General features: G+C 37.9%; 23 protein-coding genes and 1 tRNA gene. 10 read left to right on the top strand and 14 right to left on the bottom strand.

The genetic code is table 11. From position 1 onward, the window contains the following. Positions 1-53: 53 nt before the first annotated feature. Positions 54-1,076: a polyphosphate kinase 2 gene (ppk2, locus tag C6H22_RS02635; RefSeq protein ID WP_104693788.1), complete on the top strand. Its 1,023-nt coding sequence runs from the start codon at positions 54-56 to the stop codon at positions 1,074-1,076. Here ppk2 and C6H22_RS08610 read toward each other — a convergent pair. Further along, positions 1,077-1,152, bottom strand: a tRNA-Glu gene (locus C6H22_RS08610). A 341-nt stretch (positions 1,153-1,493) separates the two neighbouring features. Between C6H22_RS08610 and C6H22_RS09160 the strand changes: the two genes are divergently transcribed. Further along, entirely contained in the window at positions 1,494-1,565 is a 72-nt protein-coding gene (locus C6H22_RS09160; protein ID WP_382275620.1) for a hypothetical protein, read from the top strand. A gap of 24 nt (positions 1,566-1,589) precedes the next feature. Here C6H22_RS09160 and C6H22_RS02625 read toward each other — a convergent pair whose 3' ends face one another. From C6H22_RS02625 to C6H22_RS02605, 5 genes are all read right to left on the bottom strand, one after another. Then, positions 1,590-2,873: a (Fe-S)-binding protein gene (locus C6H22_RS02625; protein WP_104693787.1), complete on the bottom strand. Its 1,284-nt coding sequence runs from the start codon at positions 2,871-2,873 to the stop codon at positions 1,590-1,592. A 9-nt stretch (positions 2,874-2,882) separates the two neighbouring features. Then, complete coding sequence (hemN, locus tag C6H22_RS02620) at positions 2,883-4,256, bottom strand: oxygen-independent coproporphyrinogen III oxidase (protein WP_104693786.1); 1,374 nt, start codon at positions 4,254-4,256, stop codon at positions 2,883-2,885. Further along, the gene (locus C6H22_RS02615; RefSeq protein WP_104693785.1) at positions 4,249-4,713 is read right to left on the bottom strand and encodes a DUF2603 domain-containing protein; all 465 of its coding nucleotides are present in this window, start codon (positions 4,711-4,713) and stop codon (positions 4,249-4,251) included. The genes hemN and C6H22_RS02615 overlap by 8 nt, the downstream gene beginning before the upstream one ends. Beyond that, complete coding sequence (gene argF / locus C6H22_RS02610) at positions 4,694-5,677, bottom strand: ornithine carbamoyltransferase (protein ID WP_104693784.1); 984 nt, start codon at positions 5,675-5,677, stop codon at positions 4,694-4,696. The genes C6H22_RS02615 and argF overlap by 20 nt, the downstream gene beginning before the upstream one ends. Positions 5,678-5,791: 114 nt before the next feature. Then, a complete protein-coding gene (locus C6H22_RS02605; RefSeq protein WP_104693783.1) occupies positions 5,792-8,050 on the bottom strand; it encodes an MMPL family transporter in 2,259 nt (752 codons plus the stop codon). Positions 8,051-8,128: 78 nt separating this feature from the next. On the opposite strand from C6H22_RS02605, the gene C6H22_RS08605 reads away from it, so the two are divergent. From C6H22_RS08605 to C6H22_RS02585, 5 genes are all read left to right on the top strand, one after another. Next, the gene (locus tag C6H22_RS08605; RefSeq protein ID WP_158654596.1) at positions 8,129-8,305 is read left to right on the top strand and encodes a hypothetical protein; all 177 of its coding nucleotides are present in this window, start codon (positions 8,129-8,131) and stop codon (positions 8,303-8,305) included. A 12-nt stretch (positions 8,306-8,317) separates the two neighbouring features. Next, positions 8,318-9,583: a DNA recombination protein RmuC gene (locus tag C6H22_RS02600; protein WP_104693782.1), complete on the top strand. Its 1,266-nt coding sequence runs from the start codon at positions 8,318-8,320 to the stop codon at positions 9,581-9,583. Between the two features lie 71 nt (positions 9,584-9,654). Then, positions 9,655-10,875 (top strand): hypothetical protein, encoded by a 1,221-nt coding sequence (locus C6H22_RS02595; protein ID WP_104693781.1) that lies wholly within the window; start codon positions 9,655-9,657, stop codon positions 10,873-10,875. Between the two features lies 1 nt (position 10,876). After that, the gene (locus C6H22_RS02590; protein WP_104693780.1) at positions 10,877-11,563 is read left to right on the top strand and encodes a pilus assembly FimT family protein; all 687 of its coding nucleotides are present in this window, start codon (positions 10,877-10,879) and stop codon (positions 11,561-11,563) included. Then, on the top strand, positions 11,553-12,698 hold the full coding sequence (locus tag C6H22_RS02585; protein ID WP_104693779.1) for a glycosyltransferase family protein: 1,146 nt from the start codon (positions 11,553-11,555) through the stop codon (positions 12,696-12,698). Before C6H22_RS02590 ends, C6H22_RS02585 begins: the two co-directional genes overlap by 11 nt. On the opposite strand, the gene C6H22_RS02580 is transcribed toward C6H22_RS02585, so the two are convergent. Beyond that, on the bottom strand, positions 12,687-13,316 hold the full coding sequence (locus C6H22_RS02580; protein ID WP_104693778.1) for an NTP transferase domain-containing protein: 630 nt from the start codon (positions 13,314-13,316) through the stop codon (positions 12,687-12,689). The two genes, C6H22_RS02585 and C6H22_RS02580, sit on opposite strands and share 12 nt — an antisense overlap. Before the next feature lie 78 nt (positions 13,317-13,394). On the opposite strand from C6H22_RS02580, the gene moaA reads away from it, so the two are divergent. Further along, positions 13,395-14,372, top strand: coding sequence for a GTP 3',8-cyclase MoaA (gene moaA / locus C6H22_RS02575; RefSeq protein ID WP_104693777.1), 978 nt, complete (start codon positions 13,395-13,397; stop codon positions 14,370-14,372). Between the two features lies 1 nt (position 14,373). Here the strand turns inward: moaA and traF (C6H22_RS02570) are convergent, their stop codons facing one another. From traF (C6H22_RS02570) to C6H22_RS02545, 6 genes are all read right to left on the bottom strand, one after another. Continuing rightward, on the bottom strand, positions 14,374-16,029 hold the full coding sequence (gene traF / locus C6H22_RS02570; RefSeq protein ID WP_104693776.1) for a conjugal transfer protein TraF: 1,656 nt from the start codon (positions 16,027-16,029) through the stop codon (positions 14,374-14,376). 35 nt (positions 16,030-16,064) lie between these two features. Then, positions 16,065-17,207 (bottom strand): conjugal transfer protein TraF, encoded by a 1,143-nt coding sequence (gene traF / locus C6H22_RS02565; RefSeq protein WP_158654595.1) that lies wholly within the window; start codon positions 17,205-17,207, stop codon positions 16,065-16,067. A gap of 92 nt (positions 17,208-17,299) precedes the next feature. Then, complete coding sequence (locus tag C6H22_RS02560) at positions 17,300-17,875, bottom strand: hypothetical protein (protein ID WP_104693774.1); 576 nt, start codon at positions 17,873-17,875, stop codon at positions 17,300-17,302. Next, a complete protein-coding gene (locus tag C6H22_RS02555; RefSeq protein ID WP_104693773.1) occupies positions 17,875-18,435 on the bottom strand; it encodes a hypothetical protein in 561 nt (186 codons plus the stop codon). The genes C6H22_RS02560 and C6H22_RS02555 overlap by 1 nt, the downstream gene beginning before the upstream one ends. Then, positions 18,435-19,457 carry a hypothetical protein gene (locus C6H22_RS02550; protein ID WP_233707004.1) on the bottom strand — a complete coding sequence of 341 codons (1,023 nt, stop codon included), beginning with the start codon at positions 19,455-19,457 and terminating at the stop codon, positions 18,435-18,437. The genes C6H22_RS02555 and C6H22_RS02550 overlap by 1 nt, the downstream gene beginning before the upstream one ends. 48 nt (positions 19,458-19,505) lie before the next feature. Continuing rightward, the gene (locus C6H22_RS02545) at positions 19,506-20,174 is read right to left on the bottom strand and encodes a lysophospholipid acyltransferase family protein (RefSeq protein ID WP_104693771.1); all 669 of its coding nucleotides are present in this window, start codon (positions 20,172-20,174) and stop codon (positions 19,506-19,508) included. 137 nt (positions 20,175-20,311) lie between these two features. On the opposite strand from C6H22_RS02545, the gene mqnE reads away from it, so the two are divergent. Further along, positions 20,312-21,400 carry an aminofutalosine synthase MqnE gene (mqnE, locus tag C6H22_RS02540; RefSeq protein WP_104693770.1) on the top strand — a complete coding sequence of 363 codons (1,089 nt, stop codon included), beginning with the start codon at positions 20,312-20,314 and terminating at the stop codon, positions 21,398-21,400. 50 nt (positions 21,401-21,450) lie between these two features. Further along, a complete protein-coding gene (lpxC, locus tag C6H22_RS02535) occupies positions 21,451-22,350 on the top strand; it encodes a UDP-3-O-acyl-N-acetylglucosamine deacetylase (RefSeq protein WP_104693769.1) in 900 nt (299 codons plus the stop codon). A gap of 376 nt (positions 22,351-22,726) precedes the next feature. Here lpxC and C6H22_RS08600 read toward each other — a convergent pair whose 3' ends face one another. Next, the gene (locus C6H22_RS08600) at positions 22,727-22,942 is read right to left on the bottom strand and encodes a hypothetical protein (RefSeq protein ID WP_158654594.1); all 216 of its coding nucleotides are present in this window, start codon (positions 22,940-22,942) and stop codon (positions 22,727-22,729) included. Positions 22,943-23,039 lie beyond the last annotated feature (97 nt).

Raw genomic sequence — 23,039 nt, 5'->3', positions numbered from 1 at the left:
TAATGCATTTTTTTATACTCTCAAAGTTAATCTAAACTACAGGGAGAGTTGGTATGTCAAAAACTAAGCAACAGCTTGTGATTCGTCCAGAAAACAGCTTGGATATTAAAGATGTGTATAAAAAGAAGTCTGGCAGAATGAAAGAGTCTTTTTACGAAGAAGAGTTACAAAAACTTCATATTGAGCTTTGTAAATTGCAAAATTGGGTCAAAAAATACAAAAAAAAGGTGATGATTATTTTTGAGGGTCGCGATGCAGCAGGTAAGGGAGGTATGATAAAGGCACTAACCGAACATCTTAATCCTAGAGGTTGTCGCACTGTGGCACTTTCAAAACCTACAGAAACAGAAAGCACTGAATGGTATTTTAAGCGTTATATTTCTACGCTTCCTAGCGGTGGAGAGATTGTATTTTATGATAGGAGTTGGTATAACCGCGCAGGTGTAGAAAAGGTAATGGGTTTTTGCACCCAAGAACAATATAAGGAATTTATTACACAAGTAGCTAATCTTGAAAATATGATTATTGCTAGTGGCACGATGATTTTTAAATATTTTCTTGATGTGGGCAAAGAGGAGCAAAAACGCAGAATCCTACGACGCAAAACAGATCCATTGCGTATGTGGAAACTTAGCCCTATTGATGATAAGTCATTGGGGCTTTGGAATGAATACACAGAGGCATTTGAGAAGATGTTTGCACGCACACATACGCATTTTTGTCCATGGGTGATTGTCAATACCGATGATAAAAAACGTGCTAGATTAAATGTTGCGCGGGATTTGTTAAGCAAAATTGATTATGAAGACAAAGATCAAACCCGTGTTTGTTTGCTCCCAGATCCACATATTGTGTGGCAGTATTCTGAATACCAACACTATAGCGACAATCCCACAAAGGACATTTTGACACAATTTAAGGAGCGCAAAAAAACAAAGGTATTAAAAGAAAAAATAAGACTAGATCGCCAAAAAGATAAAAAACAAGGCAAAAAATCTTTAGTTGAGCAAAAAGATCAGACACCAAAAACGCAAGAGAAACCTAAAAAGGAGAATGGTAGCCAAGACAAAAGCTAATGGCGACCCCTGCAAGATTTGAACTTGCGTGACCGCCTAGAAGGGGCGGTATCCTTGGCCACTAGATGAAGGGGTCAGGCACGATAAAAATGTAATTATACAAAAATATTCTACACAAATATATCAATTTAGATTTACCTCATACATACGTCACGGCATTTACCCATAGGATTTTGATGGCATTGTTTGGTTTAATGTTAGGTTTTGGAATATTGACTATGACTTTGATTTTTGCCGATACACATCATCATATGCACTCTCATGATACTGGGGATCAACAGCAACTAAGTGTCAAACTATACTAGAGGCTATGCCTATGATGGCTCAAAATCCATCAGAATCTAAGAGTGTAGAGATTGATCATCTCCGTGATAGATTGCTCATCATCAAGGTGCGGTTAGATTTTTAAAAATTGTTTTGAGTTATACCAAAGATCCACAAATACGACAGATTACTCGTAAGATTATTGCCGCTCAAGAGAAGTGGTAATAGACAAAATCTCTTAAAGAAGCCTTAGTGTGATTGAGATGGGAGTTGATCGGCTAAAAGCTCTAGCGGATGAAATACACGCACAGGTGATTTGATAGAATCTAGAGCATTTGTGAGTTGCATTCTGCATGCTCCACATTCCGCGCTTACAATCTGTGCACCGCTTTTGTCGATACTCTGTGCTTTTGGTATCCCTGCTTTGAGTGTAAGGGCGTAATTAGAGCTTTGCATACTAATTCCGCCAAAGCCACAACAGCGTGTGCAGTCTGACATTTCATTGATAGTGAAATTTTTGGCTAGTAATGCGCGAGGTTGCTTATACACACCAAGCACTTTTCTTGCATGGCAAGGATCGTGGTATGTGATAGCATATTCTTGGCGTGTGTCATCAAGTCGTGTGAGAATATCTGTCTTTGCACTAAGCCATTCGCTAGTCATAAATATTTTTGGCAAGAGGCGTTCTAAACGCTCTATCCATGTAGATTCTTCGCTACCAAGTTCTAGTGCATGTTTCCAGTCCACCTTAATCATCGCAGCACAAGTTGCTTCAGGGATTATCATCGCTTCGATTTCATCCCAAAAACTTTCAAAATATTGAATGTTGCGTTTTATAAGCGTAGTAACAGTGCGTATATCGCCGGTAAAAAATGCTGGTGCGCCACAGCATTCTTGAAATTTGGGGACAAAGACTTCTATCTCTAGGGCTTTTAAGATCTTTAATAAACTTTCCCCAACATTGACATAATTATAATTTGCCAAGCAACCGATAAAAATTGCCACACGACGATTTTTGGTAGTGCTAGATTCCAGGTGTTGTGTGGTATTTGGCATTGGTGTGCCATATTTTTGTAAAAAGGATTTTTTAGCAAACGGAAACACGCTGCGTTTTATAGGGAGTCTTATTTTGGTCGTATCTCCTTTAAACAAGCATGGTGCAAGGAATCCCACAAAAGAAAAGACAAGATCAGCTATTTTTCTGTGTCGCAGTAAGAAAAAATATAAGCGTTTATACCAGCTTATGCCAAATTCTTGTGCGATGTCAATACGCACAGATTCTATGGCGGTATCTACAGGGAGACTTGAGGGGCAGTTTGTTACACAAGTAGTGCATAAAAAGCAAGTCTCAAAGATTTTTTTGCTTGTAGAATCTAAGGGTAAATGCCCAGCTTTGTAGGCACCAAGGAGATCCAAAAAGCCTCGAGGTGATGTGGTCTCATCACGATTAACTTGATAAATGGTGCAATCAGGAATACATTTTCCGCATTTCACGCAAGAAAGGGCGGTTTTTTGTAAATCAAAGGGCGACATGGCTATCCTTTAGATTGTTTTGCTAAAGCGTTTTTGTTGGGTTGCATCTTGTAGATATGCATCAAAGCACATTGCGATATTACGGATAAGCATTCCGCCAGTTTGTGTAGTTGTGATCGCATTGTTGCCAACCTCAATCAATCCAGCTTCTTGGTATGGGGCTAAAAGCGCTAATTCACGCGCAAAATGATCGGTAAAATTTATGCCAAATTCTTGTTGTGCGTGTGAGAAATCAAGACTAAGAGTATTCATAAGTTCCATAATGACACTTTTGCGCAATTTATCTTCTTGCGTGAGTCTTATCCCTCGCTCTGTTGGCAAGATTCCATTATCAATTGCCTTTTCATACATTGCCATATCTTTGTAGTTTTGGGCGTAGTATTCCACGCCTTCACTAATGCTTGTCAATCCAATACCTATGGTTTGCGAAAACCCTTTGGTCGTGTAGCCTTGGAAATTTCTTCGTAATTGCTTTTGTATTTTGGCGCGATATAGTTCATCGGTTTTTTTAGCAAAATGATCCATACCGATCATTTCATAACCTGCTGATCCTAGCACCTCAATGCTTTGTTTGAGAATCTGAAGCTTTTCTTGCGGTGATGGCAGTGTGCTTTCATCAATTTTGCGCATTGTTTTTTTCATCCATGGGACATGTGCGTAGTTAAAGATTGCTAGGCGTTCTGGAGAAAGTTCTAAGACGGCATCAAGCGTTTGTTTAAAGCTTTCAAGATTCTGAAATGGCAACCCGTAGATGAGGTCAAAGTTAATAGAATCTATCCCAAACTTTCGTGCTAACTCCACGGCTTTTTGCACAATTTCTGGACTTTGGTGTCTATGCACGGCTTCTTGGACTTTTGGGTTAAAGTCTTGTACACCAAAACTTAGGCGATTAAAACCACCATTGTGTAACACTTGCATTTGATCTTGAGTGAAATGTCTTGGATCGATTTCGCAACTTATTTCAGCATTTGAAGAAAAATTAGGAAATATCGCACGTATAGATTCTATCACCTCTTGGAGTTCAGTGGCATTGAAAAACGTCGGTGTCCCACCGCCAAAATGGAATTGCACCACTTCTCTTTTTGTGTTTGTTTTATCTGCCAAGAGAGTAAGTTCTTTTTTAAAATATTCTATATAGCGTGTTTTTTTATCCTCTTTGCTTGTATAGACGACATTGCAACCGCAAAAATAACATGCAGATTGACAAAATGGCAAATGCACATATATAGAAAGCGGTATGTGCGCGTATTTTTCATCACTACGTTGGAGATTTTCTATATATTCCTTGGAAGAAAAATTATTATGGAATTCCACAGCAGTGGGATAACTTGTGTATCTAGGACCGGGTTTGGAGTGCGCGGCAAACTTTTCAAAATCAATCATTGCTCATACCTTGTTTTTGTTTGAGTATATAGTCATCAAGGTTAAAAAATAAATTTGGGTGTTGTTTTTTTATATCACGCACCACAGAAGTGACATTGAGCGCAGGGAGTGAACCATCGCTTTGGCGATGAGATTCTACATACATTTGTGCCACACTCATTGCATCATCAAAATCAATAGGCATTTGTGTAGCAATTTCACGCTCTAATTTCATAAAAAGCTTTTCTTCTTGAATCATTTTGATACGCTTTAGTAATGTATTTAACATACTTTGAGGCATTAGGACAAATTCGTGATTTTCATTATCTTGTAAAAACCAAATATCTTTCGTGTTATTAAGGTTTCCTTCTTGGAGTTTGAGTAATGCGCTTTTATCATCGATTTTGCTTAGATACCCTATGCCAAATTGTCGGTGCACATCTTCTTGAAGTAAAAGTTCATTTTTTGTGAATTTCATCGTGCATTTGCCTTTGTAGCCATACCATAATGCCTTTTTGGGCGTGGAGGCGGTTTTGTGCTTCCAAAAATACTCTACTTTGTGTGCCTTCAAGTACTTCCTCGCTTACTTCTTGTCCGCGATATGCTGGGAGGCAATGTAAAAAGATCGCATCTTTGTTGGCAAGTGCCATTGTAGCACTATCGACACAATATTGCTTAAATGCTTCTTGTCGTTCCTTTTTTTGGTCTTCTTGTCCCATAGATGCCCATGTATCAGTTGTAACGACATTTGCCCCACTAGCGGCAACTTGCACATTATCACACACTAGAATTTGCGCCCCACTATGTTTGGCTTCTTGCAGGGCTTGGTTTAAGATATGGGTTTTTGGTTCATAGCCCTTTGGTGAAGCTATGCGCAGTTCAAACCCAAGCTTTGCACACAACCAAAGCCATGAATGTGCCATATTATTACCATCGCCTATGTATGCTACGATAGGTTTTTGTGGAGTTTGGGTGCGTGGATAAAAGTTACTTGTGTGTGGCATAGAGATTCCACACTCTACCATTGTCATATAGTCTGCCATAAGTTGCACTGGATGATAATCATCACTCAATCCATTAATAACGGGCACACTAGAGTATTGCGCAAATTCTTCTATTCTTGCGTGATCGCCTGTGCGCATCATCACCATATCAAGCATAGAACTTATAACTCGTGCTGTGTCTTTGATAGGTTCGCCACGCCCAAGTTGTATATCTTTGTTGGAGAGAAAGATTCCCATACCACCAAGCTGATAAATACCTGATTCAAAGCTCACGCGCGTGCGTGTAGAAGATTTTTCAAAGACCATACCCAAAGTTTTGCGTTTTAAATACAAGGGCTGTGTTTGATTTTGCCATTCTTGTTTGATTTGTAGTGCAAGATCAACGATTTCTAGAATCTCATCTTTACTCAAGTCTCTAAGTGTCAAAAAATGCCTCATCTTGCTCACCTAAATCCCTCCAGTTCCTACAAAAATCGAAAATAAACTATGGATTGTAGCAAAAAACACTAAGTTTAAGCATAAATCTTACAAAGAATCCCTGATATTCTTATACTAAGGTTTCTTTTTGAGTAAAAATAGTAGTGCCAAAATACACATCATGCCTACAAAAAACACTTCACCAAAGGATACGATTGCTTTAGTATTACCAAGCATTAAGATTCCAAATGATACGCCCGTTGTGATGGCAGAGAAAAAAATTGCGTGCATTGTGCGTAAGCTTAGCCCCTCTTTTGTGGCATAGATTCCATAATCCACACTGACAACAACAAGAATAAGTAGTCCAAAGAGATGTAAAATATTAAGAGGATTATGTAGCGAAATCACACAAAGCGCACTTGATAGCGGGAAAAGCACGAATATAGCACATTCCAAAAATGTCCCTTTTGCATTAATGGCGATTGTTATAAGCATGGCACACAATGCTATGCCTAGCACGACAAACATAGGTGTATATAGAGAATCTGTGATGTGGCTAAGGAGGGTTTGGAGTGATTGTGTTTCTATGTTGCCTAGATCGTTGATTTGTGTGTCTTTGGCAAATTCTTGGATAAAGGCTAAGTTTTGGGTGTGTATATTGGCAAGATAATATAATAAGTCATTGTGTGTAATGATACGAAACCCCATCTCATCAAGCATTGTTGGTGTGAGGCTATGCAGATCTTGAAGTTTATCTAAGTCATACGCTTTTGTCATATTATCAAAAAGTGCAGAAATTGTTTGGTGTGTGTCTGGGCTACTATGTGCCAAAATATTAGCGCGTATGCTTGGTAACACGCGTTGTAGCGTAGCGATGTCTTGTTGTATAATAGGCGATTGCAAGAAGGCTTCTTGTGTTTTTAGGCGTTTTGTATCTGGAAAGAGGCTAAGTGGTATGATGGTGCTATGGTCTTTTGAATCTAGCGCGTTTTGCAGGGTATTAGCAAGTGTAATAAGTCCTTGGGTATTTTGGTGATAGAGGAGAATTTGGCTTGTATCTTGATTATAAGCATTGGCAAAAAAATCTCGCTCTATTTCTAAATCTTTGTTGTAGTATCCTAATTTGGAGAGATCAAAATCTGTATGTAAATGTGTTGCAATAATTCCTGCATGGATCACACAAAGCACAAAAAACCATAACACAGGAATTCTTAGTATGCGCCATTTGGCTAATGTAGGGAAAAATCTTGGATTTTTAAACCCAATGTGTGGATACACAAAGGCAAACATACCATAGCTTATGCTTAGCGAAACAATCGCATATAACGAAAGTTGTGCCAAAAGAGGAAAGGGGATAAAAAGACAAGTTACAAAACCTATGATTGTTGTTAGATAGCCATAAAAAACTGGATAATTAAATGTTCTGTGTTTGGTGGCATAGAGTCCAAAAAAATTGTGGTGCATCATATAATCAATGGCGATATTGCTAATCCCCATACCAAAGGTCAGTGCCATAATTGTTACTTGTGGATAGACATTTGCCACGACAAACATTGCCATGATATTGGCAAAAACCAAAGTCGCAATGCTACTAAGCGTGAGCATAGGAATACGAATAATGATAAAATACAGCATAATAAATACAATTGATGAAAAAGTGAGTAAAAATCCTACTTCCTTGAGTGTCAAGGATAGGTTGATAGAATCCATAAAATTTTGTGAGAAATATCGTATTGTAGGAAAGTCTTTGGCAAGAGATTCAAAGTCTGTGATTGTGTGTTGTATGGAGTTAGATTCTATGCTGTGTAATTCTACAATGCCCAAAAACCCATAATCTTTGGCAATGAATGTTTGTTGTTCTTGAGGTGGCAGGTAGAATAAACCAAGGGGATCATAAGGATTAAAAAAGCCCTCTTGTGTGGCAGGATCTGTAAGATACGTGTCTTTGTGGTTTATATCTTGTGCATTTTTAGTTTGTAGCAGAGTTTGCACGCCTTGTGTGATATGGGTTGTGATATAAGCAGGTGTGTATGCTACTTGTGGTGGATTTGTGCGGGGATAGGCAAAAGCGATATAGTGTGTAGTGATAAAATTCTGCAAGGCTTGTGGGGTTTGGTTGTGCGTAAAGGTTGTTGCAACATTTGGCAGGGAGCGTGCGCGTTGCAAAAAGTATTCAAGGGTATTTTTTGAGTTTTCATCAAAACCTTTGCTTGCGACAAGCACATAGCGAGAACTTGAGAATTCACGATACACATCAATAATTTCTCGTTGTGCATTGTTTGGAAATAAATCAAGCACTTCTTGAGTGATTTTGTTGTGTGGGAATACAAACACTCCAAATATTGTAGCGATGACACACAATATGATATTACAATATTTGAGCCAAATCCTCATCACTCCTCCTAACAACTCTAGCGCAGTCATTATACAAAATTTTAAGTATAATGGCAGATAAAAATTTTGGGGTACTTTATGCGATTTATTGCACACTTTTTAGCAATCTTGTATGTCTATGTATCACAGGGGGTGGCACAAAATCTAGATGAAGTTCGGACATACATTTATAAATTTTGCACATTGGATTTTGAGACTGGTTGTGTGTTGCACGAAAAAATCTTGGCTTTTACGCAAGAAGACACCCTTTCTTAAAAAGGACAAGATATGCAAATAATATATGTCTGTGCCGGATTGTTGCTAGTGTGTGTTATTATCCTTTTTGCCATACTTATGCGAAGTAAATTCCAAAACACTACATTGCGTAAGGACTTGCAGACATTGCTTACACATAATGAAACACTCACACATAATGAACAGATACTACAAACCCAAATTCGAGAATCTAGCGAACAATACACAAAACTATTACAAGAAAATGCTAGGTTACAGGCGTATATGGATTCTAATGCGACGCTTTTACAAACCCTTGAGCAAACATATGCCCAAAACCTTGCTACGCTTAAGAAGGAATTTGCTCAATCATTGCAGATTCAATCTCAAAGTATGCTCCAACAAAACAAACTCTATCTTATGGAAGATTCTAAAAAGATTTTAGAATCTGTGTTTGCTCCTGTGCGTGAGAACATGCGTGAATATAAAGAACACTTGATAGCTAATGAAACCAAGTTAGAAACTAATATCAAAAATATGTTTGCATATACTCAAGATATAGGACAAAATGCAGATAAACTTGCACAGATTCTAAAGGGTGATAAGAAAATCCGTGGCAACTTTGCCGAGATTCAGCTAAAAAATGTTTTGGAGCATAGCGGATTAATTGAGGGAGAGCAATACAAACTTCAAGAGCATTTTAGTCTTGAAGGCAGTGGGTATCGTCCGGATGCAGTGGTGTATTTGGATAAGCAAAAAAGCATTATTATAGATTCTAAGTTTCCGCTACCAAATGACTTTAGCTTTCAATCTGTTGATATGAGTGTGTGCCAAGAAATTGCACGCAATCTCAAAAATCGTATTGATGAATTAGCCAAAAAGCCTTACGCAAATTTTCAATCCCATACATATGAATTTGTGTTGTTATTTATTCCTTATCAAAATATCCTTGATCTTGCACTAAGTGTGGATAATGGAATCTATCAATACGCATATACAAAAAAGGTGTATCTTACGACGCCTCATACGCTTTTTATGGCGTTAAAAACCATTGAAGTAAGTTGGGTACATATCCAAAGCGATGAAAAAGTGCGGAGCGCTTTTGAAGAGATAGGCAAGTTTTATGATAAATTTGTAGGAGTTACAGAGGATTTTATGAATCTAAAAAAACTCATTGAGCGTTTAGGAAAGCAAAGTGATGAGATAGATTCTAAGCTTATAAGTGGCAGAGGCAGTCTCGCCTCAAGGTTTGAATCCCTAAAAAAACTTGGCGCCAAAACAACAAAAGCCTTGCCTACAAAGGATTTTTCGGATATATGATGGTGGTTATGTGTATATATTTCTAATATGTTATAATCAATCCTAAAACACTAAATACCACAAAGGTTGCTATGCAAACTCTACGCACAACATTTCTCTTTGTTATTCTTCTTGTCGCACACATTGCGAGTTTGCTATTTAATATTAATGAGATGAGTATTCATCACACAGAAGCCTTTGGATTTTTTTATGATAGAGGGTGGCTGTTTTCTCTCGTGAGATTTTCTTATGAGTATTTTGGGCATAATGATTTTGCACTGCGCGCACCATTTTTAATCTTGCATACATGTAATGTTTGTCTGCTTTATGCAATTTCTCGAATCTATCTCAAAAAACCTGTTGATGTGCTGTTATGTGTTTTTACCTTTATGATATTGCCGGGGGTGGTTTTTAGCTCTGTGCTTATTTCTAAGGCTACTATTATTATGAGTATCGCGCTTGTTTGTGTGTATTGGCAACTTAGATTCAAACGCAATGCATATATTCTTCCAACCATAGGTGTATTTTTAGATGCTGGATGTAGCGTGTTGTTTTTGGGAATGTTTTTTTATGCGTTACGCCAAAGACACACATATTATATGATATTTGCGCTTGCGTGCTTTGCGATTAATATGAATCTCTTTGGTATTGATGTGAGTGGGCATCCACAGAGTTATTTTTTGGATACATTGGGTGGGCTTATCTTTTTGTTTTCGCCATTATTACTTGTGTATTATATATATTCACTCATTTATTCTATCAAACGTTATGATGATTTTATGAGCTATGTGAGTTTGAGTGCAATTGTGTTTGTGCTTATACTTTCTTTGCGACAAAAAGTGGATATAGCTACTCTTATTCCTATGAGTGTTGTAGCTTTGCCAGTACTTATAAAACGATTTGTAAGCGATATACGAGTGCGTTTGCCACAATTTCGCAAACCATATGTCGTGCGATTGGTTGGTATCATCGTTCTTGCATGTTTGCAAACAGGTGTGTTATATGCTAACAAGCTTGTATATTTCCTTGATGTAAAAACACATTTTGCAAAATCATATTATTATGGCAAGGATTTGGCACATAAGCTACATTCTATGGGAATTCATGCAATTACAACTCCAGACAAACGCCTAGAATTACAATTGCGTTTTTATGGTATCAGCAATGATTCGCCCAAACTCCTGCAACACACAACAGATTCTAAGCATTATGATATAGCCATAGAGTATTTAGGTAAGGCAGTGGCATATTATCAAATCCTTCCGCAAACACCATCGCATAAACCTAACACCACACATAGCATTAGGCGCTAATATGAATCTCATCGAGCTTTTGCTTGTTTTTGCACTTGTGGCCATTGTGTTTGTCTTTAGTCTCTCAAGTCAGAATCAAAGCCTATTTGTTGCACAACACACACTCTTATACGAACTTCAAAATGCCCAGATTCTAGCACTCACAGATCAAAGGCATTTTACCCATAGCGCGCAAGTAGATACGCTACACACACTCTATCCTTCGGTGAATCCAAAGAAGCTTATGGCATATTCTAAAAATGCCTTATGGCAGGTGCAATTTCATATAGGAAAAATATATGCGACCTCAAGCTTTTCGCTCTATATTGATACGCCACGAGATTCACTAAGCACAGATTTTGATTCTCGTCCTATGGCAGGGGATATTATTGCTATGGATAGCACACGCCGATGTATAAGTGGCTATAACAACACAAATACATCTTTTGATTGTAAAAATAATCTTTCTATCAATGCGCGTTTGGGTGAGAATCTAGGAATAGAACATATGGAGATTTTTTCTCCTAGCATGTGTGGAGAGCGTGAGAGTGGGCGTGTGTATTTTGATTTTTTAGGATTTGTGTATTGTGCCAAAACACCATTAGCATTTATAAGTCCTTATGAAGTGCGACTTAGTAAAAACACAAAACAAAAGTCTGTGTGTATTTTGCCACAAGGCAAGATTATAGGTGCAAACAATGGTTGCTAATGTTACGATTTTGTGCGATTTTGATGTGAGTAAGAGACCACGCCCAGCACGACTTATTGAGATGCTAAAACATACCTATAAGCTTAGTGTTATTGCCAAAGAATGCACGCCTATTGATAAGGTGCATACCCTTAGTTTTCCTGCAATGCCAACCGCCAAAGATCGCACACCAGAACAAAACCAAGCCCTTAGAGAGTATTGTCAAAATGGTGCCTTTGAAAAGCTTATTTTTACCGCTAATCGTTTGTGCATTAGAGAGTATCTTGCTGCTTTGCCACCACAGCAACTTTTGATTATAGAAGATATAACGCTTTTACCTTTTGCACTTGAATATAGGCTTATTCACCCGCAAGCAAAGATTCTTATAGACTTACGAGAGTATTATCCGTTAGAGTATGAGAATAGCAAAGAGTGGTTAGAGAGCTTTGGCTTATTTTTTTATCATTTGTGCGCAGTGTATTTACCACAAGTAGATAGAGCATTATGCGTAAGTGATGGCATAGCGCGTGGGTATTATGAAAATTTTGGGATACAATCTGATGTATTTTTGTCGCTACCACCATTATATGATCTCTTTCCTACACCGCTTAGCACACCTATAGAGATTCTCTATCATGGTTTTGTAAGCCCTGATAGAAGTAGCCAGAATCTTATCGAGTTGGCACACAAACTTCCAAGTGAGTATATATTGTATGCAATGGCGTTAAGCAATCAGCCCAAGTTTTTAGAATCTCTACGCACAAAAGCACCTAACAATCTCATATTTTTACCCCCAGTGCCACTTGAGCAAATCGTGCCATTTTCTCATAGATTTGATATAGGACTTATTCCATTTTTACCCACGACTTTTAATCTCATGCATTGTTTGCCAAATAAATTTTTTGAATACATACAGGCGCGACTTTGTATCGTTTCAACTCCACTTAGCGAGATTGAGCAATTTATGGCTAAAGAGTCTTGTGGCGTTTGTTCAAAAGATTATAGTGTAGATTCGTTGGTAGAGACAATCTCAACGCTTAGGCGTGATGAGATTGTAGCATACAAAGCAAAAGCCCATACTCTTGCATACACATACAATACACAACACAACAAAGATAAAATTTTATATATTGTCGCAGATATGTTAGGAGTGTAGCTGTGCGAGTGCTAATTGATAATCTTGTGGGGTATTAAGATTATAAGATAGCAAGGTATCATACACATTGTATGTGAGAAAATCTAGGCTTTTTACGAGTCCACCCACACGAAAATTTTGTGTTTGTATGGCATAGTTAAGTGAATCTAGTGTGTTTTTGTGCCATACAGAAAGCAAAAAATGCTCACACATTATGGTGTTTGTTTCATCAACTTGCACGATATAGCCTCCATTTGCCCCAAGGCTTTGCACTTGTTTGACTAGATTCTGCAAGGTTTTGGGTTTGAGAAATGGTGTATCCACACTCACAAAAGCAATATAATCACCTGTGAGGTTTTGTAGCGCACATGCAATGCCATAAAGCGGTGAAAAAGCCATATCCTTTGTTGTGTTTATGTGCGTGTTATGGTTGTGTTGAGTGCTAGATTCTATAATCATTGGGAGTTTAAGCCGTGGTTTGGGGGTTTTGCAACACAATAATGTATGCGGGAATATATTGCTGTAAGTATCATACATAAAATGTGCTAAGTCCTTGTTACCAAAAGGTAGCAATGCTTTATCACATCCCATACGACTACTTTTGCCACCACATAGCACCACACACGCTATTTCACACATATATCCTCTTTTTGTAGATTAAACTTTGAATTATATTTATAATTGTATAATTTTTGAACCCCTAGATAAAGAGAATTTATGCTAATTGATACCTTTAATCGCAAGATTGACTATTTACGCGTGTCTTTGACCAAACAATGCAATTTTCGCTGTCAATATTGTATGCCTGATACACCTGATGATTTTTTTGATGCTACAGCTCTTGAGCTTCCAAAACTTTTAGAATTTATCAAAGTTGCTATTGATAATGGAGTTACAAAAATTCGCGTTACAGGCGGAGAACCTCTTTTGCAATCTGATATTGCAGAATTTATAAGCGGTATTTATGCGTATAAAAATGATATAGAAATCGCACTTACAACAAATGGCTTTTTGCTTGAAAAATTTGCCCAAAGCCTCAAAAATGCAGGATTAAAGCGTATTAATATTTCTTTGGATTCGCTCAAGCCAGAGCGGATACGAGTAATTTCTAAGCGTGATGCGCTTCCACAGATTTTGCGTGGGATAGAATCTGCCCAAAATGTCGGATTTGACATAAAACTTAATATGGTAGCACTCGCATTCACACGCGATGAAATTTGTGATATGCTAGAATTTGGGCGTGAGCGTGGCATTTTGGTGCGTTTTATTGAATTTATGGAAAACACCTACGCAAATTCTGATCTTATCTCGCTAAGTTCTGCGGAGATTTTAGATACAATCTCCTCACGATACAAAGTTACCTCATTGTTTAAAGAGCACTTCGGACCTGCTAAGCTCTTTAGTATCAATGCACCGGCCAAAAATGGTAGATCTTATACCTTTGGGATCATTGCACCACACGAAGATGATTTTTGTGCAAGTTGCAATAGAATCCGTCTCACAAGCGAAGGTGTGTTATGTCCGTGTTTGTTTTATCAAGATTCTGTAAATGCGCGTGAAGCAATACTTTTGGGAGATAAAGAGGCGATGGATACGCTTTTGAAACAAGCTGTATCTAACAAACCAGAAAAAAATCAATGGAGTGAAAAGGAAGTTCAAATTTCTGAGCGTGCGTTTTATCACACAGGTGGCTAGCCTACCAGCTTAGGCTACCACCCACTCGTAGGCTAAGGTATTGTGGTATTGGATAGTTTTGGATCTTAGTAAATTTCGTGCTTGATTGCAAGGCAATATCGATAATCCCCAGCACATTAACCCCGCCTGTAAGGATTAGTCCGTTATCTTGACGTAAATCTTTCATCGCACCAAGGCGTAGATCAAAGCCTTTCCATATAAATCCAGCACCACCGCCTATCATTTGGCTTTTTTGATCTTTGGTGCTAAAGGCAATAATGTCATTTTGTGTGAGATCTACATCAAAGGCAAGGTTAAACCCAGATTGTGTGTAGTATGCTATCCCAGCACGCGCTTGCGGTTTAATCGTGATATTTTGTAGAGTGGAGTTAAATGTCGGAGAGTTGAGATTTTTACCCACAAGCCCTAAGGTAAGATAGCGGAATTTTGGCAAATCAATCTCATATACCGCTCCCACATCTACCCCTATAGCTTTATCGATGGTGGTATTTTTGAAATCTTGCACGATTTTACTCATTTCTGCACCAAAGTCTGTTTTAGTTGTGATGGGTACTTTGTTTTGCATACTAGTGCTATTCATAAGTTTCCCAGCAATCCCAATGTTTAGATTCCCATTTTTGAGATAAAATGTGCGTGCATAGCCCACAGGTATCTCACTAAGCACAAAAGAAGTCATATAGATACTATGACCATTTTGTGCGTCCTGCAAGGAGGCGATGAGGGAGTGCTGCTTATAAGTATTTTCATTTGAAAGTCCATATGTGTAGCCATCATCGGTGATTGTTAGTTCATAATACTGCCCACCTGCTTCAATGATAAGGCGCAATTTATCGGGGTTGGCATTGAGTGAAATATTGGAATACAGCGACCCAAAAAGACCTACTGCAAAAGTGCCAATCATATCATTAAGTGGTCGAGAGCCTAACTGAAGGACAATGCCGTTTTGACTAGTGAGATTCATATGATTGTCTTGCAAGGCATTTTGCACCATAGCAATATCACTCATAGACTTATCTAAGCCTTTATCCGAACCTTTGCTAATGGTGATAGACGAGATTGCATTTGCGAGATTGACAGTGTTAGTGCCAGTGCCATTGTCAAATTTGAGATTGTTAAAATCTATGCCACTAGCAACACCTGTGATAAGATCTTTTTGGATACCTGTAAGATCATTACTATTTTTGACATTTTCTTTGATCTTGTCAATAAGATCGTTATGATTGCCATTTGAGGTTTTGAGATAAGATTCTAGCTTTTGTTGTGTGCTTTGGCTACCACTACTACCACTCGAATTTAACACAGAATCTAATGCGTTATCTACCGCCTTTGCTACGCCATCTACCGCCCCACTCCCACCAGTTCCACCACTCCCACCAAAACTAGAGGCAAGGTTTTGGGCAGTTCGTTGCATATTTGCGATGTCGATAGTAGCAAGTTGCGCGATATTTTTTTCTTGTATGCTAACACCAACGCTATAGCCAAATTTTACTTTTGGCGAGGCGGAGAGTAGGGCGGGATTATAATACAATCCAAATGCCGAGTTTTTGAGAGCTACCCCAGCTCCACCCATACTCGCCGAGACATTTCCCATAGTCCCAAACTCCAATGCATGCATACTAGCAACACATGTAGCCAAAACATATAGAATTTTTTTCATACAATTTCCCTAGACTATATCTTTGTGCCTATCGCCTAAAAGACAAACCCACCACCAATTTGTAATGCTACATATTGAGGAATGGTGCTACCATTAAATTCCCCTTTTTGCGTAGAAAATGCAATCGCTGCATCTATGAAACCAAAACCAACTCCAGCAGAGAGAATAGCACCATTATCTTGACGTAAATCTTTGGCTACCCCAGCGCGTATATCAAAAAATGCAAAATCCACATCAACCCCTACACCCATTTTTTGTGATTGGAGTTTGGAGTTTGTGAGATTCCATACATCATTGTTTGTCAGATCCGCATCAGCAGCGATTGTTACATGTTTGCCAAGCTCATAGCCTATACCAAGTCTTGCTTGCGGACGCACTTTGATTTGTGAATCGCCAAAAGAAAATGTAGGTGTGTTGAGGTTTTTCCCCACAAGTCCTATGGTGAAATTTTCTCTAGGGGCATAGGTTACACCTACATCCACACCAAAAGAAGAATCTTTGTTGTCTGCTGCTTTCAAAATATCTTTGAGAACGGTGTCTTGAAGGTCGCTTTTTTTGAAGTTTTGGTCAAATTTGGTGCTACGACTTCCAAAGGAAGCATTCATAAATTTGACTGCTATCCCTGCACTAATATCTCCTATAGGTGTTTGGAAGTTATATGCATAGCCTATAGGGATTTCTGTGATACCGATATTTTTGACATCAAATGTTAGGTTTGCATTACTTAAGTTACTTTGGTTTGTTGGTAGGTAGCCACCAAACGATGCAAATGCATAGGCAGTCTCTGTATATCCGATAGCAAAATTTCCAAATGTGGTTTCTGGAAGTTGAAGCGCCAATGCAGCCTGGAATTTTCCACTGACACTATTGCCTTTTAGTAACTCATTAAAGCCATTGATATCTGAAATAGAGCTAAGGTTGTAATTTAAAAGTTCAAACATATTTTTGTGGCTAATAGCCACACCAATGCTATAGCCTAATTTTGTGCCTGGTTTTGCTCCTAAGAGTGCGGGGTTAAAAAATAATCCATAAGGGCTATTTTTGACAGCAACGCCTACGCCACCCATACCAAGAGCTTTGTGCCCCACTTCGTTAAATTCCATAGCACTAAGCGTGCTTACGCCTGATAATCCCAAAATTATCGCACTTATTATTGAACCAAAAGATCGTGATTTCATATCTACATCCTTCATAAATTAATATTGACTAAAACTTTATGGTAACACAAAACCATAAATCGACAATTTACACAGCATTTCGCACTATGGTTTTATTGTTTTTTGTAGGCTAAGTTTTCTTGCAAGATGAGTGCGTGTGGTTTGTAATGGCTTTGAAAAACATCAAGATATAGGGAAACCTTGAGTGTGTGTGAAACACGATCTTCGTGTATTTCAAGTGGCACACTTAATTCGATGACATAGGGCAAGGTATTGATTTTGTGCATAAAGTCTTGAAGCTGTGCGTTATTATGCATATATCCTATAAGTTGATAACGCGTTTTAGAAATGTCATTTTCCATACTTTGAGATATTTGCTTGAGTGTGAGGCTGACAAAATATTCGCGCAAAAGCTCTAAGAGTTCAGAATCTTCTGGTGCTTGATTATAGAGTCTATCAAAGGATGTGTGATGAGTCTTGATAAATCCTAATGTTTGGGCACGAAGGGCATTAAAATCTACTTTTGTTTGTTTGTAAATAAGTTCTGTGTGCCTATTTTCAGCGAGTTGGGCTTTGTAATCATAGATCTTTGGCATAATGTGTTTGGTAATGCCTATGAGAGCCAACACGACAAACAAAAGAAAAAATAATGTATTTTTGACAATAAAGTCTGTTTTGTATTCGTTCATTATTCTCCTTTTAGTTGTTTTGTTGTCGTGGTAGGGTATTTTTTGCTCACAGAGACAAAATTAAACCACCCATTGACAAGTGGAAAAAACTCGGCTTTGCTTTCATCAAAACTTGCTTTTAGGAGTGTTTCTAGCAAAAATGCATATACTTCTTTTGATGGTGTTATGCCACGAAGCTCTAGTGTGTGTGTGTCGATTTTTAGGGTATTGAGTGTAATTTGGGTTGGAATGATGTCCAAAAGGCGCTTAAAGCCACCTCTAAAGCGTTTATTATTAGATTGTATCTGGGGATCTATGCCCTCTATGATACTTACTACAAGATTTTTTTCAAACTCTAAGCGCTGTAAATAATCTTTGGTCGCTATGATATTTAGATTCAGTTTTTGTGTGCGTAGTTCAAAATCTTTTAGTTCCTCTTGTTTGCGCTGAATCCGCCAATCTAAAAGCATACTAAAAAGGAGGACACACACCACCATAAGCACAATGTATAAAATCCATATTTTCGTGAGGCGACGAAAAATCGATTTAGGCTTTGGCTGAATAAAGCTATAGCTAATCATTAGGAATTCTCCCTTTGTATGAGTTCAAGGAGAATCTTACCAAGATTAACGCGTTGAAGCTCTACATCTAGTAGTAATGCATTTTTGATATGAGCGAGGGCTTGTGGCGAGATGCCATAGGTATCAAAAATCACAATTTTTTCTAAAAAGTCACTTCGATAAATATCATTGCTATAAAATTCGTTGATGCAGTTTATGATTGTTTCACTGGCATTATGTGCGCGTGCTATATCCCTGAACTCCTCAATGCGCGATTGCTCTTCGTGTTTTTGCTTTTGTATTTGGATTTCTTGGGGTAAAAATTCTTCTTGCAAGACTTCCTTGTCGATGTCTTCTAATTCGCCTATTTCTTTTAACTCATCGATAGATGAACCAATCGCACCCTCAATACTTTTCATATCAAGCAAGGAGTGAATCTCGCTTATTTCCTCGTGGGTGTCATCGCCAATTTCTAGTGCATCACCTAGAGAGAAATACCCTCCAAACGAGACACCTTGTGTATCTGCCACCAACAAACTTACGCTACTGCGTGCTTGAAGAATATACATACAATTGCGTTTATGAAGATGTTTTTTGATAAGCATATCAAGCGCAACAAATGGCGAAAAGAGATAATCCAATCCCAAAGCCTTGAGGTAACGCACACGATTTTCATCAATAGCGCGTTTTTGGATATAGCACATCCAATTATCAAAGGTAATAAATACATTATCATTTGGTTTGATACCAAATTGACTAACTTTTGATTTTTGTGTCGTGCTCACAAGACCTTGATTGTAGGTTTTGGAAAAGGCACCCAAAAAACTAAATGGGTATTTGCGTTTATAGGTTTTGATAAGTTTTACTGCTTCTATGGGAAGTTCGTTGTTAATGCATTTAAAGTCTTTTTGAATCTCTTCTTTAATGCGACCATTTTTTTTTACTATGATACACACATTACAGATTTTTCCATCAATATCTACACCAATGAGAGTCGTGCAAAAAAATGGTCGCAAGAGGCTAGAGAGATTTAATAAATGCAATCTAATTCCTTAAAGTCAAAGTTATTTCTATTGTATCCAAATTTTTTTTTAAACTTCTTTATGCATGGTATCCACGCTATCCATATATGCCAAAAGTTTCTCTTTTGCTTCTTGGAGTGGCATTTGGGGATCTACACTAAATCCTTCAATAGCATAAAAATCAATAGTGCCAAAGGGTTTTGGAATCTTAAATTTATCCCATGTTTTAAGTTCCCAGTATGCACTGCATTTTACACGCAAAGGGACGATAGGCACACCACTTTTTTGACTCATCGCTACCACACCATTAGCTATGGAATGATAAGGTCCCTTAGGACCATCGGGTGCCATACCTATATCACAACCATTTTTAAGGAGATGTATAGATTCTATAAGCACTTTTAATCCGCCACGGGAGCTTGATCCACGCAAGATTTCAAACCCAAAATACCTGCAAAGCGTAACCATAAGTTCAGCATCAAAATGATGTGATGCCATAAGATAAAAGCCTTTTGATCGTTGTTTAAAGGCTTTTTGGTGCGTGTTTAGATAACGATACAAAAACGGCAACATTAAAAATTCGCCATGCCAAAAAGCACCGACAAAATTATTGTGTATCATTGCCTCATGAAAATGGAATCTGCGTCGTGATGTGAGATATAGCAACCAAAGTAGCACCCACACAATACGCGGCAAAAATAACAAAATGAGTTTGCGCTTGGTTTGTTTAGAAAGCATACAAACCCCTCCTATACGAAAAATCGTGGTATTCTAACGCATATTTCCTTACTTACTCTTTAGGCATTTGTTAATAAATGCTTTAGTGTATATTTGGCATAATACACCATTTAGTGACAACTTGTAAGGAGCGCAGTATGCAAGATATTTTGGAACAAGCATTAAGTGGTGAGAATCTTAATGAAAATGAGTTAGTAAAGCTTTATGATTTGGATATTTTTACATTGGGTAAGGCTGCAGATTCTATCCGCACTCAAAAATACCAAAAAAAGGCATTTTTTAATCTCAATCGTCACATAAACCCTAGTAATATTTGTGCTGATGTATGTAAGTTTTGTGCATTTTCGGCACATAGAAAAAATCCAAACCCTTATGAAATGCGCTTAGATGATATTCTTGCACAAGCAACTGCTTCTTATAATAATGGTGCAAAAGAAGTGCATATTGTCTCTAGCCACAATCCAAACTATACATATGAGTGGTATATGAATGTCTTTAGGGAAGTAAAAAAAGCATTGCCACAGATTCATATCAAGGCATTGACTGCCGCAGAGGTAGATTTTTTGGATAGAAAGTTTGGCAAGGGATATAAGCAGGTGCTAGTAGATATGCTAGAGGCTGGGGTAGATTCTATGCCCGGTGGTGGTGCAGAGATTTTTGATGAAGGGGTGCGCGCTTATATTTGCAAAGGAAAAGTAAACTCTACGCGTTGGCTTGAGATTCATAGACATTGGCATTCTTTGGGCAAGATGAGTAATGCGACTATGTTGTTTGGGCATATAGAATCTAAAGTCCATAGAATAAATCATATGCTTCGTTTGCGAGAGGCACAAAGTCCGCAAGACAAGATAGATTCTAAACAAGGGGGATTTAATGCGTTTATTCCTTTGTTGTATCAAAGACACAATAATTATCTTGATGTTAAAGAGTTTCCAAGCGGACAAGAGATTTTAAAAACTATTTCTATAGCGCGTATTTTGCTCTCTAATATTCCACACATTAAAGCATATTGGGCTACTTTAGGGATTAATCTTGCGGTGGTGGCACAAGAATTTGGCGCAGATGATTTAGATGGCACGATTGAGGTAGAAAGCATACAATCTGCCGGTGGAGCCAAAAGCAAAAATGGTTTTGATAGAGATGAATTAATTTTTCAGATTAAAAATGCCGGATTTATACCTGTAGAGAGAGATTCTCTATATAATGAGATACGAGTTTATGCTTAAAATAATGCCTAAAAGTCGATGTTAGAGATGAAAGAATATGGAGGCGATGTATGAAACAAAAAACCATTCAAAATAAAGTAGAGCTTGTAGGGATAGGACTACATAAGGGTGTGCCTGTAACAATGAGCTTGGAGCCTTTGGCAGAAAATAGTGGCATTGTATTTTATCGCCAAGATTTGGGAGTGAGCATCGAGCTAAAACCTCAAAATGTGATCGATACAACTATGGCAACCGTGCTTGGTCAAGATAATGCCAAGGTTTCGACAATCGAGCACCTGCTTTCTGCTATCTATGCGTACGGGATTGATAACCTTAAAATTTCATTAGACAATGAAGAAGTGCCAATTATGGATGGTAGCGCGATAGGGTATTGTATGTTGATTCAAGAGGCTGGGATTGTTGCACAAAATGCACCCAAAAAAGCATTAGGCATAAAAAAACCTATAGAAGTAAAAGATGGTGATAAGTTTGTGCGTTTGGAGCCAAGCGAAAAAACAATTTTTGATTTTTCTATCCAATTTCCGCACCAAGCGATTAAAAATCAATCCTATAAATTTACCTTTAGCACCAAAGCATATATTGAGGAAATTGCGCGTGCGAGGACATTTGGCTTTTTAAATGAAGTAAATTACCTCCGATCCATAGGTTTAGCAAAGGGTGGGGATTTAAGTAATTGTATCGTGCTTGATGATAACGGCGTGATGAATAAAGAGGGGTTACGCTACAAAGATGAGTTTGTGCGACATAAGATTTTAGATGCTATCGGCGATATGGCATTGATTGGAATGCCTTTGCTTGGTACATATGTAGCCTTTGCTGGAAGCCATAAACTAAACCACCTTTTGACAGAAAAGATTTTGAGTGATGAGAGTGCGTATGAGGTGATTTCACTTGAGGATGTGGCAGAAGATGAAGCTATGGATTATATTCTCACCCCGCAAAATGCATAATTAGGGCATATGGATTAGATTCCCATATGCAGAGATAAGAATCTCTTTGGTATATTTTTTTACAAGTCGTAATATTATAATCTTTGCAATATCTTAGAATCTTGCTTGAGACTCCCATAGGGGTGTTTGCGTGGGGTAGTCGCTATTTTTTAGGCTTATGAGATACTGCATTAGCCCACACTAATAACACTAAAAAATGCCAATCCATAAAGCTCTACACAAAGTCCATAGGCATAGAAACATAAAACTAAGAGGGGTAAAAATAGCCAAATATAGACTGCGCTAGTAAAATTCCCTGCAAGTTTTTAGCACCGATAGCAAATAAGTCTTACGCCTAACACTACAGCATTAGCACTTGCATAATAATACACATATTTTATGCTGTTATATGCCGAAGCAAGACCAAATCCATTTTGAAATACCATATCAAGCTTACTAGCAACACTATGAGTGTGCCAAAGCCAATGCCTGTGATTGTATTACCTTTGTGTATTTTATGTGTAAGAGAATCTACCACTACACTAAGCCAAAAGACAAAAAACAACCCCAATATTATTGTTGTTAAAGTAGAAAAGCGACTTATTAATATCACATGGTTATATACCTAAAATATGCACTAAGAACAATAAATCTAAGAGGATAGGTCTTAAGCGACACAAAAGATATTCTTAAAAACTTTCATCTGTAAT

Origin of the sequence: Helicobacter equorum, from assembly GCF_900198655.1 — a bacterium.
GTDB classification, from domain to species: domain Bacteria; phylum Campylobacterota; class Campylobacteria; order Campylobacterales; family Helicobacteraceae; genus Helicobacter_F; species Helicobacter_F equorum.
Note: the sequence above shows the minus strand (reverse complement) of the source record. Positions and strands in the feature narration are given on the sequence as shown.

What these genes read in the sequence shown, in the direction of transcription:
- C6H22_RS02580 (WP_104693778.1), bottom strand. Translation starts at nt 13,316, where the DNA reads ATGTGTGAAATAGCGTGTGTGGTGCTATGTGGTGGCAAAAGTAGTCGT.
- lpxC (WP_104693769.1), top strand. Translation starts at nt 21,451, where the DNA reads ATGAAACAAAAAACCATTCAAAATAAAGTAGAGCTTGTAGGGATAGGA.
- C6H22_RS02615 (WP_104693785.1), bottom strand. Translation starts at nt 4,713, where the DNA reads ATGAAATTCACAAAAAATGAACTTTTACTTCAAGAAGATGTGCACCGA.
- ppk2 (WP_104693788.1), top strand. Translation starts at nt 54, where the DNA reads ATGTCAAAAACTAAGCAACAGCTTGTGATTCGTCCAGAAAACAGCTTG.
- mqnE (WP_104693770.1), top strand. Translation starts at nt 20,312, where the DNA reads ATGCAAGATATTTTGGAACAAGCATTAAGTGGTGAGAATCTTAATGAA.
- C6H22_RS02555 (WP_104693773.1), bottom strand. Translation starts at nt 18,435, where the DNA reads ATGATTAGCTATAGCTTTATTCAGCCAAAGCCTAAATCGATTTTTCGT.
- traF (WP_104693776.1), bottom strand. Translation starts at nt 16,029, where the DNA reads ATGAAAAAAATTCTATATGTTTTGGCTACATGTGTTGCTAGTATGCAT.
- traF (WP_158654595.1), bottom strand. Translation starts at nt 17,207, where the DNA reads ATGAAATCACGATCTTTTGGTTCAATAATAAGTGCGATAATTTTGGGA.
- C6H22_RS02585 (WP_104693779.1), top strand. Translation starts at nt 11,553, where the DNA reads ATGGTTGCTAATGTTACGATTTTGTGCGATTTTGATGTGAGTAAGAGA.
- C6H22_RS02595 (WP_104693781.1), top strand. Translation starts at nt 9,655, where the DNA reads ATGCAAACTCTACGCACAACATTTCTCTTTGTTATTCTTCTTGTCGCA.
- moaA (WP_104693777.1), top strand. Translation starts at nt 13,395, where the DNA reads ATGCTAATTGATACCTTTAATCGCAAGATTGACTATTTACGCGTGTCT.
- argF (WP_104693784.1), bottom strand. Translation starts at nt 5,677, where the DNA reads ATGAGGCATTTTTTGACACTTAGAGACTTGAGTAAAGATGAGATTCTA.
- C6H22_RS08605 (WP_158654596.1), top strand. Translation starts at nt 8,129, where the DNA reads ATGCGATTTATTGCACACTTTTTAGCAATCTTGTATGTCTATGTATCA.
- C6H22_RS02560 (WP_104693774.1), bottom strand. Translation starts at nt 17,875, where the DNA reads ATGAACGAATACAAAACAGACTTTATTGTCAAAAATACATTATTTTTT.
- C6H22_RS02600 (WP_104693782.1), top strand. Translation starts at nt 8,318, where the DNA reads ATGCAAATAATATATGTCTGTGCCGGATTGTTGCTAGTGTGTGTTATT.
- C6H22_RS02605 (WP_104693783.1), bottom strand. Translation starts at nt 8,050, where the DNA reads ATGAGGATTTGGCTCAAATATTGTAATATCATATTGTGTGTCATCGCT.
- C6H22_RS02590 (WP_104693780.1), top strand. Translation starts at nt 10,877, where the DNA reads ATGAATCTCATCGAGCTTTTGCTTGTTTTTGCACTTGTGGCCATTGTG.
- C6H22_RS02545 (WP_104693771.1), bottom strand. Translation starts at nt 20,174, where the DNA reads ATGCTTTCTAAACAAACCAAGCGCAAACTCATTTTGTTATTTTTGCCG.
- hemN (WP_104693786.1), bottom strand. Translation starts at nt 4,256, where the DNA reads ATGATTGATTTTGAAAAGTTTGCCGCGCACTCCAAACCCGGTCCTAGA.
- C6H22_RS02625 (WP_104693787.1), bottom strand. Translation starts at nt 2,873, where the DNA reads ATGTCGCCCTTTGATTTACAAAAAACCGCCCTTTCTTGCGTGAAATGC.